This is a genomic window from Lyngbya sp. CCY1209 (assembly GCF_035615495.1).
Lineage (GTDB): Bacteria > Cyanobacteriota > Cyanobacteriia > Cyanobacteriales > Microcoleaceae > Limnospira.
This window is the reverse complement of sequence record NZ_JAJENU010000590.1, coordinates 1-17,603: the sequence shown is the minus strand read 5'-3', so window position 1 is coordinate 17,603 and position 17,603 is coordinate 1. Positions and strand designations below refer to the sequence as shown.

Sequence of the window (17,603 nt, the reverse complement as noted above, 5' to 3'; positions counted from 1 at the left end):
AGCCGTTGATTTTGGGGGCGATCGCGATCGGACTTTACAGCAGATTATTGGAACTTAAAAAAAAGCGATCGATGGTAGAAAAAAAAATTTTAATTATCGACGATGAAGAACGCATCCGGGAAATCGTCCAGGTCTGCCTGCAAGATCTCGGCGGCTGGGATGTGGTCACGGCAGATTCCGGTCAGGAGGGGTTGGTCAAAGCCAAAACTGAATCCCCAAATGCGATTCTTTTAGATGTATCGATGCCCGATATCGACGGGTTTGAATTCTTCGATCGCCTCCAACAAACCCCCGGTTTGAAAGAGATTCCCGTCATCCTCCTCACCGCCAAAGTCCTCCCCCAAGATCGCCAAAGTTTTGAACGGATGGGAGTCAAAGGTCTGATCGCCAAACCCTTCAATCCCCTCACCCTGGCGCAAGAGGTGGAAAAACTTTTGGATGCCGACGGGTGACAATTGAAAAGCCCTCAACCCTCCAGCGTCAGCCCTGCGGGCATGACGGCAAATTCTTGCTGCCGGGATATGAGGGGGATGTTTTGATTGAAGATCCAGTTAGATAGCACCATTCTCAACCCGACCCAATCACCCGCCTGGGAATCAATTCCCAGGCTAATAGCTCAAGTCGGTTGAAACCGACTGAAAACCTTATAATGACTTAATTTCAGTCCTCTTGAGAGGACTTTAGCTTTGAGGCGGGGAATTGATTCCCCGCTGGTTGTTGCGACTGAGAAAACCGCTGCAAACCAGGGTTAGATGAAAAAGCGCGATCGCCCCTTCCACTCCACCTCAAGCCGCCATCGCGTCCGGCGCCGCCACACCGGCAACCCGCCGCCCCACGGCATGAGCGATCGCCCGCAAGTCCTCCACCAACGCCACCATCTCATCCAAAGATAGCGCCTGCCGCGCATCGGAAACCGACTGTTCCGGTACGGGGTGGCACTCCACAATCAACCCGTCCGCACCGCAGGCGATCGCGGCCCGGGCCAGCGGCGCCACCAGTTCCCGCAACCCCACCGCGTGGGACGGATCGACGATCACCGGCAAATGGGTCAACTGTTTCAAAGCGGCCACCGCCCCCAGGTCCAACACATTCCGCGTGTAGGAGTCGAAACTGCGGATACCCCGTTCGCACAACACCACATTCGGGTTGCCGTGGCTGAGGACATACTCCGCCGCCATCACGAATTCTTCCAGAGTCGCCGCCAACCCCCGCTTCAGGATCGTCGGTTTTCCGGACCGTCCCACGGCTTTAAGTAACTCGAAATTCTGCATATTGCGGCTGCCGATTTGCAGCATATCCACATGGGCCGCGATCGCCTCCAGTTGGGGGATCGACATCACCTCCGTCACCACCGGCACCCCGTGGCGGCGTCGAATCCCGTCCAATATTTGAAGTCCCTCCAAGCCGAGGCCCTGGAAGGAGTAGGGGGAAGTCCGAGGTTTGAAGGCGCCGCCGCGCAGCAGTTGGACGGGGGCCGGGGCCAATTCCACAGCCACCCGTTCCATCTGTTCCGCACTTTCCACGCTGCAAGGGCCGGCGGCGATCAGCAACTCCGGCCCGCCGACCGCCACCCGGTCGGTGATTCGGACGCGGCTTTGGTGCTCGGGGTGAGATTTGGATGCGAGTTTGGCGTTTAACATGGGAGGTTCTCCTTAAATTTGTGATGGAATCGTCAAAAAAAAACCCGAAACCGTGGCGGGTTCCGGGGGGAGGCAAAAAACAGCGCGATCGCTCACCCGGAACCGATTCGGGCCCAAAAGTAAAAGCGATAAAACCAGACGGTGTTAGAAGTCATTGCGATGTTTTGCCTTTTTCAAAGTGTTGTCAAATCAATAAAAAAACCGCAGACCTGATGCTGCGGTTCACCTGAAGTTTCCATGCAGAGCTGGATTCACTCCAAGTGAACCATTCTAAACCAAAAATAAAAGTAATTTTGAGGTTGAGCAGACATGGGTCGGGTTCGGTTGTTCGATAGATTGCCTGAGTTATATCGACCCTAGCACACCTCCCCCCAAAAGTCAAGGAAAATTTATTGTCTTCCTCCGCTTCCTCCGCCTCCTCCGCCCCTCCGCCCCAATAAAACGGCCCCAGTCCCGGGGGGCGGATTTTCCCACCTTCGCGAGATGCCAAGATTTCGGGATCTCCATTAGAATCGAATATGAACGAGTGTTAACGAACAGCGAGTAACCATTCCATGACTTCTCAAGTTCTGGTTGAAAAGCAAAAGTTAGAAACGCCCCCCCTCGACATTCATTATCTGGGCGATCGCGTGCTGCGCCAGTCCGCCAAGCGCGTTTCCCGCGTCGATGATGACATCCGCAAGCTGGTGCGGGAGATGCTGCAAACCATGTACAGCGCGGACGGCATCGGGTTAGCCGCCCCCCAAGTTGGCATTCAGAAACAGGTGATCGTCATCGACTGCGAACCCGACAACGCCGCCAACCCCCCCCTGGTGCTGATCAACCCCAGCATCAAAAAGTCCGGCAGGGACATTTCCCCCTTCCAGGAAGGATGCCTCAGCATTCCCGGGGTTTACATGGACGTGACGCGGCCCGAAGTGGTGGAAGTGTCCTTCAAAGACGAAACCGGCCGTCCCCGCACCCTCAAGGCGACGGAGTTGCTGTCCCGGGCGATTCAACACGAAATCGATCACCTGCAGGGGGTGCTGTTCGTCGATCGCGTCGAAAATCAGTTAGCCCTCAATGAAGAATTGGCGAAATACAAGTTTTCTCCGAAAGCAGTCAAGCCGGTGAAATAGTTGGCAATTTGCCGTAGAGTGGATGACAAGAACAATTTAAATTCAGGTGGGGTAAAAGCTGATAATGGTAGGAACGCCAAAGAGTGGTCTGTTTTTGGGCGGATCGTGCATCGCCGCGATCGCTGCCGTGGGTTCGATCTTTGAACTCTCCTCCGGCGAACCGGAACTCGGAGGGACGATCACCGGAATTATTCTCGCCTTGAGTATTCCCTTATCGGTGTTGCTGTTTTTTGCCGCCGTTCAGGACGCCCGCGCCAATCAGTAGCCGGGAATTTTCGCTCGAATTCGAGTTGAGATTGGGGGGCAAGTTTTGTCCCCCATCAGTTTTTAAGAATCGGATTTTTTGGAAATTGTGCGATCGATTGAGACGTGAAAAATCCCCCATTATCCCCCTTAAATCCCCCTCCCGTCCCCCTTAGTAAAGGGGAAGCCAAAGGATGCTTCGCTTTTATTTATACGGGGACTTTGATTGAAATTTGTGTAGGGTGCGTTCCCACTCGCCCATTATCGGTTAAATCGGTCGATGATATGGGAACGCACCGGACAATTTACATCAGTACGCGATCGCGATAATGGCGATCGCTTCTATCTATCCAAGGCGATCGCATATCTGTAATTTCCGACAAACCGCTTGGGAATTGATTCCCGAGGGCGCAAGCCTTGCGCCCCTACTGGCGAAAATCCTCTTGAGAGGATTGTCTTTCAATTGGCGATCAATTATGAAAGGTTAGACAGCGTTTCCCGGGCTGGCGAGGTACGATTCCGGGTTCAAAGTCCCCCTTATTAAGGGGGATTTAGGGGGATCGAATCCCGGGCTGGCGAGGTACGATTCCGGGTTCAAAGTCCCCCTTATTAAGGGGGATTTAGGGGGATCGAATCCCCGGTTTGCGAGGGACGATTTTGGGGTCAAAGTCCCCCTTATTAAGGGGGATTTAGGGGGATCGAATCCCCGGTTTGCGAGGGACGATTCTGGGCTCAAAGTCCCCCTTATTAAGGGGGATTTAGGGGGATCGAATCCCGGGCTGGCGAGGGACGATTCTGGGCTCAAAGTCCCCCTTATTAAGGGGGATTTAGGGGGATCGAATCCCCGGTTTGCGAGGTACGATTCTGGGCTCAAAGTCCCCCTTATTAAGGGGGATTTAGGGGGATCGAATCCCCGGTTTGCGAGGGACGATTCCGAGTTCAAAGTCCCCCTTATTAAGGGGGATTTAGGGGGATCGAACCGTATCGCAGCAGATAGGCAACTGCTATATATAACCGCGTGAAATCATTCGCGAACACAAATTGCAACGGTCAAAGCCCCCAGAATTGGGGGTTTGGGGGGCGGAACAATTACAAATGGTTTCTGACAGCCAGATTGGCAGAGTTGACTTGACAAACCGGGAAGTTTAACTATGATTGAGGGTGATTCGATTTGAATCTATACCCAGGAGTTAGGAACATGAAAAACCGCGATCGCGCCAAAAACCTCCCGAAAACTGTTCTTTCGGTCGGGATGGGAATGCTTCTGAGTCTGTCGGCCGGATCGGTTGCCGCGATCGCCGCAACTTCCCCCCAATTGGAACGCAGCCAGACATCCGAATCGGCGACAGAAACGGCACAATTTCCCTCGGATATTCTCAATGAAGCCGTCGGGAAAGGTATCGTCGGAATCATCCTGTCCGACGATCGCTTCACCACCCTGGCGACCATTTTGCGGGTGACGGGATTACTCGAAGTCCTGCAACAAGAGGGACCGTTTACCATCTTCGCCCCCACGGACGAAGCCTTCGCCAACCTTCCGGAAACCGTGTTAGAAAATCTCATGAAGGCGGAAAGTCTCGAAGAATTGACGAACCTGCTGAAATATCACGTCGTCCCCGGCATCGTCACCTCGGAAGAGTTGCAGTCCGGCGAAGTGATGACAGCCGAAGGAACCCCCGTCAACGTCGATGTCGGTTCCGATGCGGTGATGGTTCAGGATGCGACGGTGATCGACTCCGATATCAAAGCGGAAAATGGCGTGATTCACGTCATCGATAAAGTCATGGTTTTGCCAGACTAATATCAAGTCCGTTTGAATACTGACACTTAACGTCGAGAAAAGGCAATCGGCAAGAGGCAATCGGCAAAAGTTTGAAGCCGCTGCAGAAGATGGCACCGAGGAATCATAACTGTTTAAGCGGACATGATCTAAAATCCCAAGGTCATCCGAAAGGAAGATGCCATCTCGCCGCCCGTCTGCGACTTTGAAATCGGGTGAATCCGGCGGATTCATCCGAAATTGAAAATTAATTGCGATTATGGAGACCCAACTGTTTCTGACGATGATGACGGCGGCCATCATCACGATGCTGGCGACGGGGTTGGGGGCCGTCCCCTTTTATTTCGTCCCCAAACTGTCGCCAAAATGGTCGCGGCGGGGGTACGCTTTGGCCGGCGGCGTGATGCTGTCGGCTTCGGTTTTCGACCTGATTTTTCCGGCGATCCGGCGGAGTGGCTACCCGCCGGCACTGATCGGGTTGCTGCTGGGAACCCTGTTTTTTATCGCCAGCGAATATCTGATGAGCGACCAAGAATTTCAGATCGGCGACATCCGCGGCCGTTCGGCCCGCCGCATCCTGTTGGTTTTGGGGACCCTGTTCATCCACAGTTTCCCGGAGGGGATGGCAGTCGGGGTGGGCTACGGTGCCGAGGGGAGCGGAACCGAACAGTTGGGGTTGTTGCTGGCGATCGCGATTTCCCTGCAAAACATCCCCGAGGGGCTGGCCGTCGCCCTGCCCTTGAGGGCCGAGGGCGTCTCCGTCAACCGCTGCGTCCTGTTCGCGATCGCCTCTAGTCTGCCCCAACCCCTCGCCGCCGCACCCGCCTTCTTCGCGGTGACACTCTTCCAACAACTCCTCCCCTACGCCCTCACGTTTGCCGCCGGGGCGATGGGATTTTTGGTGTTTACGGAACTGATTCCGGAGGGAATTTGCGGCGGCGATCGCACCGAAATCGGCAGCGCGATCGCCTTCGGTTTTTTGCTGATGATGGCCCTGCACCTGTGGTTTTGACCCCCCCAACTCACGGATTTCGCTTCAACTTGCGGACTTCCTGGTGGACGCTCATCCCGATTTCCAGGGCATCATTTAACAGTTGTCCGTACTCATTCGCCCGGTCGGTTCCGTCCACCGCCATCAGTGCGGACAGGTTATTTTCCAAATCCGAAAATAATTCATATCCTCGGCCTTGATTTTCCCTCAAAATCCGTTCCGAACTCAAACCGCAGACCAAACTTTCCCGCGTCAATTCCAAGGTTTTGAGCACCTCCCCCTGGCTGACGCTTTGCGAGGGCCTCTTTCCGGAAGAGGCGAGGCGATCGCGGATTTCGATCGCCTGGATAACGCGGTTGTATTTGTCCACATCGTCCAACAGCCGGATCAGCACCGACAGCGGTTGAACTTGCCACCAAACCCAGAAATTGACGGCGATCGTCAGGAGGACGGAGATCCCCACCGCCAGCCACAAGATCAAGTCGGTGGTTGCGGAAGCGGCGGGGGAGATTTGGCGATCGCGCACCAGCACCAGAGCGAGGGGAAGGGAAACGATCGCCGTCATCAGGAATGCGATCGCCTCCGCCGTCAGCAGGGAAAAAAGCCGCCCGCGATCGTGCCAAATTCGACCCGAAATCACGCCTCGAACCGTGGTATTTTGACACAAGCCCCCGGCGAGACTATCCTCGAAATCGATACCCGTCAGCTCTCCCAATTCACCTTTAGAAAGCCTCAAACGGCTCAGATCTGACTCCATTTTTATTGAAACAGTTCGCCAATGGACTGAAACACATTCAAGTAAAAATTACTATCCTGTTCCCGAAAAATTTGAAACGGTTCGCCGGGGGCGCCAAAAAACGGCCGCAGCGTCCATCCCAGTTGACTGCCTACAAAGGCGTATAATATCAGCCACAACTGGACGATATTGAGCCGAATTTTTGCCCCTTCGCTATCCTCCTCTGTCATGAACTTCATGCCTTCGTAGAAAAACTTGATTCCCAAAATTCCGGTGATCGCAAAAATGCCGACATTCAGGATTTTAAAAAATTGATAATCGTTGGTACTCAACATAAAAAATAGGGCGACGGGGGCGAAACCCAGTTGCAAGACGCTAATTTCCGCCATCGCCGCCATCAGCAGCGCCAGATATTGTTTGAACGTCTGTTTCGACCCAAACATGACGTTAAAAAAATACAGGGTCGGAAAGCAAATAATCAGCGTCAATAAATATAAAGCCGGCAACTTTATCGCCGACAAAATCGCCTGTAGCGGGCCGCTGGAAGCCCCGATAATGACCCCGTAGATAGCAAAAAAGGCGGTGCTGGAAACCAGCAATCCCAGCAACTTGGAATTCAAACGTTTGCCCTGACGGATCTCTTCCAAAAACTGCTGTCGCTCCCGCAACAACGTCATGACTGTTGCAAAATAATTCATAGACTCTCCTGGCGATCGCAAAACTTAATCTTTGCTCCGTCAATGACCCGGGGACACCGACGAGGGACAATCCATTCCCAAATGGTCGAACTTGAGCCCATTATATTCGCGCTCTAATTCAACTGCCAATATTGGACAATTAAGAAATTATTATAATTTTCGGAAGGGGTGCGATCGCCCTGGTAGTCCAGTCATTTTCGGGGCAAAAACCGGCAAAAAAACCGGCTTCAGAAGCGAAGCCCGGTTCTTTCTCATTGCTAATTTGCACCCTCCGGAAATGCCGGAGTGGTGGGGGAATCGGTGGAACCTGGCCCCGGGAGCAGGGGACTTTCCGGTTGCAGTTCGTCGAGGAAGGGATTGGGGGGTTCCGTCACCTCGCCGCCCGGGGCGGTGGGGGTCAGCAAATTCTCCGATCCGGGCTGGGCTGGGGGTTCGGCCGAACTCGGCAGCGTTGCCAGAGCCACGCGATCGCCCCCGATCGCCCGCAATTCGTCCAAAACCTGCACGACATCGTTGTAGCGGGCATCTTTGGGGGCGTAGAGCACCACCAAACCGCTGGGGTTCCAGCGCAAAAATCGCTGCAACGCCCGCTGCATCTGCAGGGAATTCACCCGCTGCTGGTCGATGTAGGTATCCCCGGCCGCATCGACCCCCACGATCAACATCTTCTGCATCTGGGTTTCCCCCGTCCCCGCCCGGGGCAAGTCCACGTTGATCGCCTGCTGGCGGGTCAACTGCAGGGCCGCCAAAATAAAGAACGTCAAAATACAGAAAACCACATCGATCAGGGGCAGCAGCTCGATCCGCCCCTCGTCGGTGCCAGAATCTACATTCAGTTTCATAGCTTATTATTCCCGCGTTTCTTTTTTATCTTCTTCTTCTTCGGACCACTGAGAATCCCCGGGGGGCGGAGGTGGAATCAAGGGATTTCGATGGTTGGAAGACTCATCTCGAAGTGACATGAGGGGGGTGTCCTCGTCCTCCTCCTCCTCCAGCGGCACCCGAATCAAAGGATAGTCCCCCTCCGCCTCTTCCGACGCTTCCGGGGCGGCTTCCTCCTCCGCTTCCCCCGGCAGTTGCATCTGAGCCTTCACCTGGGGCCAATCCTGGCGGTAGAGCAATTCCAATTGATTGCCCGCCTTGCGGAACACTTTCACCTGGCTGAACGAAAACCCTTGAAACAGGCGGTAAAATGCCAAACTGACGATCGCCACGATCAGGCCCGTCGCCGTGCTGATCAGCGCTTCGCCGATCCCCAACGTCACGTCCGCGGCCGACGAGGTACCGATATCTCCGAGGCGGATGGAACCGAGGGAGTTGATCAGGCCCAAAACCGTTCCCAACAACCCCAACATCGGGGCCAGGGCGATCACCGCCTCCAGGATTTTATCCCCCCGCCGCATGGCGACCAACTCATCCTCCGCCGCCGATTCCAGGGCGAGGCTGAACAGTTCCGGGTCCGGAGTCGCCAGCCGCAGGGGGGCGTAAAAAAACCGTCCCATCGGGCGATTGTTGGTTTGCTTGGCGATCTGATACGCCATGCCCCACTGTCCCCGGCGGGCCGCGTCGATCGCCCGATTGGCGATCTTCTGTTCCCGGGTCAGGGTATTTCCCCAAAACCACAGCCGTTCGATAATGGTGCTGATCGATAAAATCGACAGCACCAGCAGGGGCCACATCGCGGGGCCGCCCTTCGCAAAAATTTCTTGAACATCCATGTAGTTTCTCGTCCTCCAGATCTGCCAGACCCCAAAATTGTTAACAAAAGTTTTCGATCAACGAAAGCAATCTCAATTTTAATCGCGTCGGGACAACTAACAAGGGAGAGAATCAATTGATAATTGATCGTTGATATCGCAAGTCTCGCGATCGCGCATTTACAGTTCTGTTAGCCTGGGGCCGGCTGCGCCCTACACCCTACACCCTACACCCGCGCGCCGCGCTAGAATTATCAATTCTGCCCAACACCTGAGACCCTAATTCTCCAGGATAGTATCGATATCCAGATATTCTTCCACCGTATCGGCCAGAGTGTCGAGGAGGAGGTCGCGCTGGTCGCGGTAGTTGGGAATTCCCGTCGGCAGGGTTCCCAGGCCCCGAGGTTTTCGCAGGTGATTCAGCCAGCCGCGCCGCCAGGGGCTGTTGTCGAAGATCCCGTGCAGGTAGTGGCCCCAGACGGATTGCTGCAGGTTCACCACCCCTAAACTGGAGTCGTCGAACAGGGGCAATACTTCCTGTTTGCTAAAGATTTGGGTGCGGCCCTGGTGGATTTCGTAGCCTTCGACGGGGAAGCCCATTTGGGGAGAGTTGGACGTGACCAGGCGCTGGCGGGAGATTTTCTGGGAGGTGATCACGGTTTTGATGGGCAGCAGGCCCAGTCCCTTGAATTCCCCCCGCTGACCTTCGATGCCGTAGGGGTCGGAGACTTCTTGTCCCAACATCTGGTATCCCCCGCAGATGCCCATCACCTGCCCCCCGGCTTCGACGTACTGTTGAATTTGGGTCGCCATGCCGCTCTGTTGGAGGATCTGGAGGTCGGCGATGGTGGTTTTGGAACCCGGGAGGATCACGGCGTCGGGGTGTCCGAGGGGTTCCCCCGGATCGACGTAGCGGATTCTGACGGTGGATTCGGCGTCGAGGGGGTCGAAGTCGGTGAAGTTGGAAATGCGGGGAATTCGCACGATCGCGATCGTGATCTCGGCGTCCGGGGAACCGGAACGGCGGTCGAGGAGGCTGAGGGAATCTTCGGCGGGGAGACCGAAATCGACCCAGGGGATCACCCCCACCACGGGGATGCCGGTGTATTCCTCCAGCCATTGTATCCCGGAATCGAGCAGCGATCGCTGCCCCCGAAATTTATTAATCACGATGCCCTTGATCAGGGCCCGTTCTTCCGGTTCGAGCAGTTGCAGGGTGCCGACGACGTGGGCGAAGACCCCGCCCCGGTCGATATCCGCCACCAGCAGGGTGGTGGCGTTCAGATATTGGGCCACCCTCATGTTGGTGAGATCCCGGTGTTTGAGGTTGATTTCGGCGGGGCTCCCGGCCCCCTCGCAGACGATCGCCTCGAATTCCCCTTGCAGGTAGTCCAGGCATTTGGTGATGGTTTTCCACCCCGTCTCGAAGAATTTCTCGTAATATTCGGAAGCGTCGAGGGTGCCGACGGGTTTGCCCTTGAGGATCACCTGGGAGGTCATGTTCCCCTGGGGCTTGAGCAAAATCGGATTCATCAACGCCGAGGGCGTCAGGCCCGCCGCCCAAGACTGGACGGCCTGGGCGTAACCCATTTCCGCCCCGCTGGGGGTGACGTAGGAGTTCAACGCCATATTTTGTCCTTTAAACGGAACCACCCGCAGATTTCGACGCCGTAAAATTCGGCACAGGGCCGTGGCCAGCATCGATTTCCCGGCGTGGGACGTGGTTCCGACCACCATGATTGCTTTCATTGTGAATTGGGGTGTAGGGGGTAGGGTGTAGGCGGGGAGAGCGGGGAGAGCGGAGGGGGCGGGGGGGGCGGAGGGAGCCGAGGGAGCGGGGGGAGTGGGGGAAGTTCAGAAACGGGTGGAACATCTGCACCGCTTGGGAATCAATTCCCAAGCTAACAGCGAAAATCATCTGAAGATGATTGGGGAATTTGGGGAGTTCAAAAACTGGATTTTGATATAAACTTGCCCCCCCTGCTTCCTGGAGCCTCCCCCGCTCCCTCCGCTTGACCGTTGCCCCCCTTCCCCTTCAAAGTGGCGATCGCAATCTGCGGTTGAGGGCGTCGGCGAGACGATCGCCCCAGGAGGGGGAATCGCTCTCGATATCGCGATCGGCCAGTTGGTTCACCACCTGCCGGCCCAGGGGCGTGAGCCGAAAGCTGTCGGTGATCCCCTGTCCGTCCACTTCTCGCCGGAGTACCCCGACTCGGATCAGCCACAGGAGGGCATCTTCGGCCCCCAATTCCGACAGGGGCGATCGCGTATATCCCAACTCTACACCCCGACGTCCGGCGATGGCGCCGAGTTTCACGCTCTCATCGATAGTGTCGGTCAACAATTTCAGTCGAAACGGGGAACACCGGATCGCCCGTCGGGCTCGTGCGATCGTCGTCTGAGAATACTGCATCGATTGTATCAAGGAAGGTTGGACGGTCATGGAAATCGAAATTTTTCCATATTATTATCGATTGTCAGCCTCCTTCGCCAATCCCGAAAAATTGCTGCCGGTACAGAATCGCTTCCCCATATTCGGGAATCCAGGCGACCCACTCTCCTTGGGTCCGTTCGCACAATAGCAGCGCCTCTTCCGGGGCCAGGGGGTCGGGACTTTCCGTCAGGTACACCCAAACGGGGACGCTGACTTCCGAGGCGGAACCCAATCCAATCAGGGGGGGGAAATTCGGTTCCAGACCCGTTTCCGTGATTTTGAGGTTGAGTTTCATGCCCGCCGCTCCCAAGCGCCCGCCGTTCGGGACTGCAAATTTTAAAAATAATTTCTGTATTCAGCGTTACACAATCGCGCCCTGACCGCCAAGAGCGATTGATAATTATTAATTATTAATTATCGATCGCAAAATATCTTAAGATAACTTAATAAAGCAAACTCGTATTCAATCCGTTTTCAGGAGGAGACTCATCGATGGCTTTATCCGTCGGCACCCAAGCCCCCGCATTCACCACCAAAGACACCGATGGGAACACGGTTTCCCTGTCCGACTTCGCCGGCAAAACGGTAGTCCTGTACTTCTACCCCAAGGACGACACCCCGGGCTGCACCAAAGAAGCGGAGAGTTTCCGGGACAACTACGAAGACTACAAGAACCGCGACATGGTAGTTCTCGGCGTCAGCATGGATGACGAAGCCTCCCACAAACTGTTTGCCGAGAAATACGGCTTGCCCTTCCAACTGCTGGCGGACGTGGACGGTTCCATCACCAAAGCCTACGACGTGGACGGCGGCGGCTACGCCAAGCGCGTCACCTACATCATCAACGGGGAAGGAACCATCGATTACGTTGACGACAAAGTGAACACCGGCACCCACGCCCAGGATATCTTGTCGAAAGTCGGTTAGTCAATTTTTGGAAATCTAAAAATCATCCGTTTTCAGTGCCGCGCCGCCCGTAGAGTTTTCTGGGGGCGGCTTTGTTTGTGTCCGACTGAGCTATCCTAGCGAGTGTGCGTCTGCCAGACGGAATAACTGCCGTATTTGACCCCCCAAGGCTCTCACCCCTACGGTTTTTGAGGAACATGAGTGAAACGATCCTGACCTATCTCGGCCCGAGCGATATTATCGTCAATCAACCCGTCGTATTGATCGGAGCTTACGACCCCCGAAAAATTGAAACCATTTCCGTCCTCGCCGAAGATCAATATCCATTAGAAACCACGCTGAGTCCGCGATCGCAAATTTGGTCTGTCAGCCTCGATGGCGGCTTCAATACGGCCGGAAAGCGGTGGCTGCGAGTGCGGGGAAAAGATGGGCGGGATCGGACGGTCGGGGAAGCGATCGTTGACCTGAGCGTGGGGACGGTGGGGACGAATGTCGGCACCTCCACGCGGTTGTTAATTCTCAAAGAAACGCCCTTCAAGGCGCGGCCGATCGCCTCAGACCGCTTGAGTTCCGATCGCCGACAAACCCTGAATGCCGGGGAAATATTGGCCGTCGATCGCTGCGAATTGCAGGGGGATCACCTCTACGTGGAACTCGGGGACGCGATCGCCAACGTGGGGCGATCGGGCTATTTTTATAAAGAACATATATTGCTCGTCCGGGGGTCCCGGGTGGTCTGGTTCGACCCGGAAGATCTCCCCGCGAGTCCGCCGGGAACCAAACTGATTTGGGTGACGGAAGATACCCCCATCAAACCCAAACCCGAAGACACATCCCAACTTCCCGACACCGGCATCCCAACCCTGAGTCGGGGCGCCACTTACCTCGCCCTGGGTTACGCCTGCCTCGCGGACCACTTCCGCGTCACCCTCCGCGAAGAGCTCCCCGGTTACGGACGCTGTGGCTACCTCTACCGCCACCACGTTCGGCTGTTTCAGAGCGATCGCGAAATCCCCTTCGACGGCGACGCCATAACCCTCACCGTCGTCAACACCACCCCCTTCAAGAAAAAGCCCCTGGACTCGGCTTATTTGCCCGAAGACCAACAGATTTACCTCCCGGCCGGGATGATCTACGGCGTCGGGAGTTACACCACCGAAGACGGACATTTAAAAGTGGCTTTAACCGAAAATTTCCCCGGTTTCGGCAATACCGGCTATTTTTACCCCGATTTCGTCCGACTCAACCGCGGCGGCGTCCCCTTTTCCCCCACCCCCGCCCTCACCTACGACGGCCCGCCGGAAGTGTTGGTGAATCAACCCGTCGTCCTCAAGGGCCGCTACGACGCCAAAAAGGCGATCGCGGTGTCCCTGGAGGCCGAAGACCGCCATCCCCTGGACGTGATGTTAAACAAGGCGGCGGGAACCTGGACCGTCAACCTGGAGGCGGGATTCAGCGAACCGGGTTATCGCTGGCTGCGACTGAAGGCTACCGACGCCCGCGGCCAGACCGTCGGCAGTCAAATTATCAATATCACCGTTAGCGAAAATCCCATGACCGTGGGGCGATCGCTGCAACTCGATATTATTGAAGATACCCTCTTCAAAGTCTCCCCCCTGGATTCGACGTTCCTCAACCCCCAGCAAAAAATCGCCCTGGCGGCGGGTCAAACCTTCAACGTCCTCAAATACGGCCTGGTGGACGGCCATTTGAAAGTGTTGTTGGAAAACGGCATCCCCCCCGTCGGTTCCTTCGGCTATTTGTATGAAGGCCACGTCCGCCTCCGCAAGGGAACCACCACCCTCGCCTTCGACCCGGAAGACGTGCCCGACACCCACATCAACGCCCAAATGTTGGTGACGACCACCACCAAAATTAAGGCCAAACCGGTGGATTCTGCCAGTCTAGACCCCCACCAGTTCGCCGAATTGTTGCTGGGACAGACCTTCGCCATCAAAGGCTACGCCTCCACCCGGGGCCATTTTCGCATCACCCTGGACAAATCTATCCCCGGTTTCGGGAATGTGGGGTACGTCTATTGGCAGCACGTCCGGCTATTGCGGTCCGGGGAAGCGATCGCCTACGACCCCGACGCCATCACCATGACGGTGGGACAGACAACGGTATTGAAAAAACACCCCGTCGATGCCGACGACCTCGGCAAGCGGGAAAAAGTCACCCTCCCCGGTGGCCGGGTTTACGGCGTCAGCAGCTACGGCGTGGACGAGACCCACGTCCGGGTGGCCCTCACCGAGGAACTGCCCGACTTCGGCAATACGGGCTACGTCTTCCCCAAATTCGTGCAGTTTCAGCGGGGGGGCCGCCGCTTCGACCCGATTCCGCCCCAGGTGGAATTGAACGTCCCCTATTTCTCCCAGCGGGACAATCCCCGGTTTTACTGGTCCACCTGCAACGTCACCTCCATCGCCATGGTGCTGTATTACTATGGATTGCGATCGCAGTGGGGCGGACAGTTGGAGGACGAACTGTTGCAGTGGTGTTTCAACTACGCCGGACAGGGGTCCCAGACTGATCACAGCGTCCTGTCGGCGATGATCCGGGCCTACGGTTTCAAAAGCAGTTTCAGTACCACCCGCCGCTGGTCCGGAGTTCGCAGCGAGTTGCTGAATAATCGCCCGGTGGTGTTGGGGGCGGACACGACGCCTTCGGGACACATTCTCACCATCATCGGCTATAACCGCTACGGCTACATCGTCAACGACCCCTGGGGGGATGCCTACACGGGTTACGCCAACACGGAGGGGCGCCGCATCGTCTATTCTTACGGCTATTTGGATCGGGTGGCTGGACCTGACGGCAATGTGTGGGCCCATTTTATCGAGCCGTAAAGGGGTTGAGAAAACTGGGCTGTGTCTGCCGGGTTGGTGCGATCGACCCGGTGTTTGACTGTGTTAAAATGTGGATTTAAATTGGGTCGTTTTGAGCCGAAGCTGAATGAGTATGGACGATGGCGAATTAGAACAACTGTTCAGAGATTTGGAGTCCGATCGGGTGGAGCGCAAGGCATCGGATTCCGATCGCAATAAAATTCGTCAGGCGATCTGTGCTTTTGCAAATGACTTGCCCAACCATCGCCAACCGGGGGTTATTTTTGTCGGGGTCAATGATGACGGTTCCTGTGCCGACTTGACCATCACCGATGACCTATTGCTGCGACTGGCCGATATGCGTTCGGACGGAAACATTTTGCCATTTCCCGTTTTGACAGTTAGTCAAAAAGCGATCGATAACTGTGAAGTTGTGGCGATCGTTGTGGAACCTTCCGACGCGCCGCCAGTTCGATTTAACGGACGGACATGGATTCGGGTCGGCCCCCGTCGGGCGACTGCAACGCCGGAAGAAGAACGCCGATTAAATGAAAAGCGGCGGGCCGGAGATCTACCCTTCGATCTTCGACCGTTTCCCTCCGCCACAATTACCGATCTCAATTTGGAGTTTTTTCAACAATCCTATTTGCCATTCGTCTTGGCTCCCGAAGTGTTAGAAGAAAACCGGCGATCGCTCACCCAGCAATTGGCATCCGTTCGTTTTACCACCCCCGAACCCGATTTATACCCGACGGTTTTGGGAATTCTTGTGGTCGGGACAGACCCGAAACAATTTGTCCCCGGAAACTACGTTCAATTCCTCAGAATTGAAGGGACAGAATTGGGCGATCCGATCAAGGATCAAAAAGAGATTGACGGGTCGATATGGGATATTTTGCGACAGCTCGATGAAGTTTTAAGAATTAATATTTCAGTGGCCACAGATATTACCGGTGATGCGGTTGAAATGCAACAACCGGACTACCCGATCGAAGCCCTGCGTCAGTTTGCCCGAAATGCGGTCATGCACCGTTCTTATGAACAAACCAATGCACCTGTCAAAATTTATTGGTTTAGCGATCGCATCGAGATTCAAAATCCGGGGGGATTGTTCGGACAAGTCAACCGAGAAAATTTTGGGCGGGGTGCGACGGATTATCGCAATCCTCACCTGGCAGAGGTGATGAAAAATCTGGGCTATGTGCAACGTTTTGGTTACGGCATTCCGACTGCCAAACGAGCATTGGAGAGAAATGGCAATCCACCCCCGGAGTTTTTGTTAGATGACACCTACACGACAGTTATTGTTCGGAGGTTCTCATGAGTCCGCCAATCATTGCCTTTTTTAACAATAAGGGAGGAGTCGGAAAAACTTCCTTAGTCTATCATTTGGCGTGGATGTATCGGGATTTGGGATTGACGGTTTTGGCCGCAGATTTTGACCCCCAAGCCAACTTGACTTCCGCCTTTTTGGATGAAGAACGGTTAGAAGAAATTTGGGATATCAATCAGGCTAATACTGTATTTCGCTGTTTTCAACCGCTGATCCGAGGCATTGGTGATTTAGCCGATCCGGTGGTTGAGGAAATCGAGGAGGGATTGTCACTGCTCAACGGGGATTTGCAGCTTTCGGGTTTCGAGGATGATTTATCGTCGGAATGGCCCGGTTGTCTGGATCGAAAAGAGCGATCGTTTCGGGTGATTTCGGCATTTTGGAGGTTGTTACAAAAGGCATCATCTCAACTGCGATCTGATGTCATTTTGGTCGATTTGGGTCCCAATTTGGGAGCCATCAATCGTTCTGCGTTAATTGCTGCGGACTATGTGGTTGTTCCTTTATCGCCGGACTTATTTTCCCTGCAAGGCTTGAAAAATTTGGGGCCAACTTTACGTCGCTGGGGTGACGAATGGAACGAGAGACTGAATAAAAATCCGGCGCATGATTTGCAGCTTCCCCTCGGAAAAATGCGACCGATCGGCTACGTTATTTTGCAGCACGCCGTCCGTTTAGATCGTCCGGGAAAAGCCTTTCAGCGATGGATTACACGCATCCCGAAGACTTATCATGAGGAAGTTTTGGGACAAGATATTTATCAAGAAATTCACATCAAAAACGATGAGAGTTGTCTGGCGTTATTGAAAAATTATCAGAGCTTAATGCCGATGGCTCAAGAAGCACGTAAACCGATGTTTCATCTGAAACCAGCCGATGGTGCGATCGGTGCCCACGTCTCTGCCGTCCGGAGCGTCGATTCAGATTTCAAGCAGCTTGCCCACAAAATTGCTCAATCCATCTCCCTTCAATTGCCGCGATAATGGGATGGCTCCGATGAGTTCATCCGCCTTCAAATGAATTTCAAAGCTCATCGCAAAAGTCCACGCAAGCGTGGACTCGGTTAGGGCAATTGTGTCCTCACCGCCTTGGCGGTTGCTATACAGCAGTTGGCTCTGCTATGCGGTACATTTTGATCCCCCATTATCCCCCTTCGATCCCCCCCCAGCCCCCATCCCCCCCAGCCCCCATCCCCCCCA

General features: G+C 55.0%; 18 protein-coding genes. 9 read left to right on the top strand and 9 right to left on the bottom strand.

Annotation, left to right across the window (positions count from 1 at the left end):
- Positions 1–71 precede the first annotated feature (71 nt).
- Positions 72–452 (top strand): response regulator, encoded by a 381-nt coding sequence (locus LKE08_RS21655; protein WP_324706353.1) that lies wholly within the window; start codon positions 72–74, stop codon positions 450–452.
- Between the two features lie 333 nt (positions 453–785).
- On the opposite strand, the gene aroF is transcribed toward LKE08_RS21655, so the two are convergent.
- Positions 786–1,640 (bottom strand): 3-deoxy-7-phosphoheptulonate synthase, encoded by an 855-nt coding sequence (gene aroF / locus LKE08_RS21650; protein ID WP_324706340.1) that lies wholly within the window; start codon positions 1,638–1,640, stop codon positions 786–788.
- Between the two features lie 184 nt (positions 1,641–1,824).
- On the bottom strand, positions 1,825–2,130 hold the full coding sequence (locus LKE08_RS21645) for a hypothetical protein (protein ID WP_324706339.1): 306 nt from the start codon (positions 2,128–2,130) through the stop codon (positions 1,825–1,827).
- A 64-nt stretch (positions 2,131–2,194) separates the two neighbouring features.
- Between LKE08_RS21645 and def the strand changes: the two genes are divergently transcribed.
- The 4 genes from def (at position 2,195) to LKE08_RS21625 (ending at position 5,793) form a co-directional block, all read left to right on the top strand.
- Positions 2,195–2,758 (top strand): peptide deformylase, encoded by a 564-nt coding sequence (def, locus tag LKE08_RS21640; RefSeq protein ID WP_324706338.1) that lies wholly within the window; start codon positions 2,195–2,197, stop codon positions 2,756–2,758.
- Between the two features lie 64 nt (positions 2,759–2,822).
- A complete protein-coding gene (locus tag LKE08_RS21635) occupies positions 2,823–3,023 on the top strand; it encodes a hypothetical protein (protein ID WP_324706337.1) in 201 nt (66 codons plus the stop codon).
- Positions 3,024–4,199: 1,176 nt separating this feature from the next.
- Positions 4,200–4,802 carry a fasciclin domain-containing protein gene (locus tag LKE08_RS21630; RefSeq protein ID WP_324706336.1) on the top strand — a complete coding sequence of 201 codons (603 nt, stop codon included), beginning with the start codon at positions 4,200–4,202 and terminating at the stop codon, positions 4,800–4,802.
- Positions 4,803–5,040: 238 nt separating this feature from the next.
- Entirely contained in the window at positions 5,041–5,793 is a 753-nt protein-coding gene (locus LKE08_RS21625) for a ZIP family metal transporter (protein ID WP_324706335.1), read from the top strand.
- Between the two features lie 10 nt (positions 5,794–5,803).
- Here the strand turns inward: LKE08_RS21625 and LKE08_RS21620 are convergent, their stop codons facing one another.
- From LKE08_RS21620 to LKE08_RS21590, 7 genes are all read right to left on the bottom strand, one after another.
- Positions 5,804–6,529, bottom strand: coding sequence for a hypothetical protein (locus LKE08_RS21620; RefSeq protein ID WP_324706334.1), 726 nt, complete (start codon positions 6,527–6,529; stop codon positions 5,804–5,806).
- 2 nt (positions 6,530–6,531) lie between these two features.
- The gene (locus LKE08_RS21615) at positions 6,532–7,206 is read right to left on the bottom strand and encodes an actin-binding WH2 domain-containing protein (RefSeq protein WP_324706333.1); all 675 of its coding nucleotides are present in this window, start codon (positions 7,204–7,206) and stop codon (positions 6,532–6,534) included.
- A 257-nt stretch (positions 7,207–7,463) separates the two neighbouring features.
- Positions 7,464–8,048, bottom strand: coding sequence for a biopolymer transporter ExbD (locus LKE08_RS21610; protein ID WP_324706332.1), 585 nt, complete (start codon positions 8,046–8,048; stop codon positions 7,464–7,466).
- 6 nt (positions 8,049–8,054) lie between these two features.
- On the bottom strand, positions 8,055–8,924 hold the full coding sequence (locus tag LKE08_RS21605; protein ID WP_324706331.1) for a MotA/TolQ/ExbB proton channel family protein: 870 nt from the start codon (positions 8,922–8,924) through the stop codon (positions 8,055–8,057).
- 258 nt (positions 8,925–9,182) lie between these two features.
- A complete protein-coding gene (gene cobQ / locus LKE08_RS21600; RefSeq protein ID WP_324706330.1) occupies positions 9,183–10,652 on the bottom strand; it encodes a cobyric acid synthase CobQ in 1,470 nt (489 codons plus the stop codon).
- Between the two features lie 286 nt (positions 10,653–10,938).
- Complete coding sequence (locus LKE08_RS21595) at positions 10,939–11,346, bottom strand: Npun_F0494 family protein (RefSeq protein WP_324706329.1); 408 nt, start codon at positions 11,344–11,346, stop codon at positions 10,939–10,941.
- Between the two features lie 34 nt (positions 11,347–11,380).
- Complete coding sequence (locus tag LKE08_RS21590) at positions 11,381–11,632, bottom strand: hypothetical protein (RefSeq protein ID WP_324706328.1); 252 nt, start codon at positions 11,630–11,632, stop codon at positions 11,381–11,383.
- Between the two features lie 197 nt (positions 11,633–11,829).
- On the opposite strand from LKE08_RS21590, the gene LKE08_RS21585 reads away from it, so the two are divergent.
- From LKE08_RS21585 to LKE08_RS21570, 4 genes are all read left to right on the top strand, one after another.
- Positions 11,830–12,264 (top strand): peroxiredoxin, encoded by a 435-nt coding sequence (locus tag LKE08_RS21585; protein ID WP_324706327.1) that lies wholly within the window; start codon positions 11,830–11,832, stop codon positions 12,262–12,264.
- A 176-nt stretch (positions 12,265–12,440) separates the two neighbouring features.
- Positions 12,441–15,092: a C39 family peptidase gene (locus tag LKE08_RS21580; RefSeq protein ID WP_324706326.1), complete on the top strand. Its 2,652-nt coding sequence runs from the start codon at positions 12,441–12,443 to the stop codon at positions 15,090–15,092.
- 106 nt (positions 15,093–15,198) lie between these two features.
- A complete protein-coding gene (locus LKE08_RS21575; RefSeq protein ID WP_324706325.1) occupies positions 15,199–16,395 on the top strand; it encodes an ATP-binding protein in 1,197 nt (398 codons plus the stop codon).
- Positions 16,392–17,387: an AAA family ATPase gene (locus LKE08_RS21570; RefSeq protein ID WP_324706324.1), complete on the top strand. Its 996-nt coding sequence runs from the start codon at positions 16,392–16,394 to the stop codon at positions 17,385–17,387. The genes LKE08_RS21575 and LKE08_RS21570 overlap by 4 nt, the downstream gene beginning before the upstream one ends.
- The last annotated feature ends 216 nt before the right edge of the window (positions 17,388–17,603 follow it).